The organism is Rhodococcus sp. F64268 (genome assembly GCF_023015605.1).
GTDB lineage: Bacteria > Actinomycetota > Actinomycetes > Mycobacteriales > Mycobacteriaceae > Rhodococcus.
This window is the reverse complement of sequence record NZ_JALKAI010000062.1, coordinates 1-261: the sequence shown is the minus strand read 5'-3', so window position 1 is coordinate 261 and position 261 is coordinate 1. Positions and strand designations below refer to the sequence as shown.

Genomic DNA, 261 nt, shown 5'->3' with positions numbered 1-261 from the left:
CCATCCAGATACCGCAACAGGCCATAACCCATACCCCGGTCCGGAATCGCCAGCAACTGCTCCTTCACAGCCTTGACCGCAGCACCGACCGACACACCACCGGCGAACGCATCATCGACATCGACACCCGACAGATCCACCCGCACCGGATACGCACTCGTGAACCACCCCACCGTCCGCGACAGATCCGCCCCCGGCACCACAGCCTCTTCACGACCATGACCCTCGAACTTCACCAACGCCGACGACGACTCCACACCA

1 protein-coding gene is annotated in these 261 nt (G+C 62.8%); it reads right to left on the bottom strand.

From position 1 onward, the window contains the following. A partial coding sequence (locus MWU77_RS24565; protein WP_247275041.1) for a condensation domain-containing protein occupies positions 1-261 on the bottom strand: 261 nt, incomplete at both ends.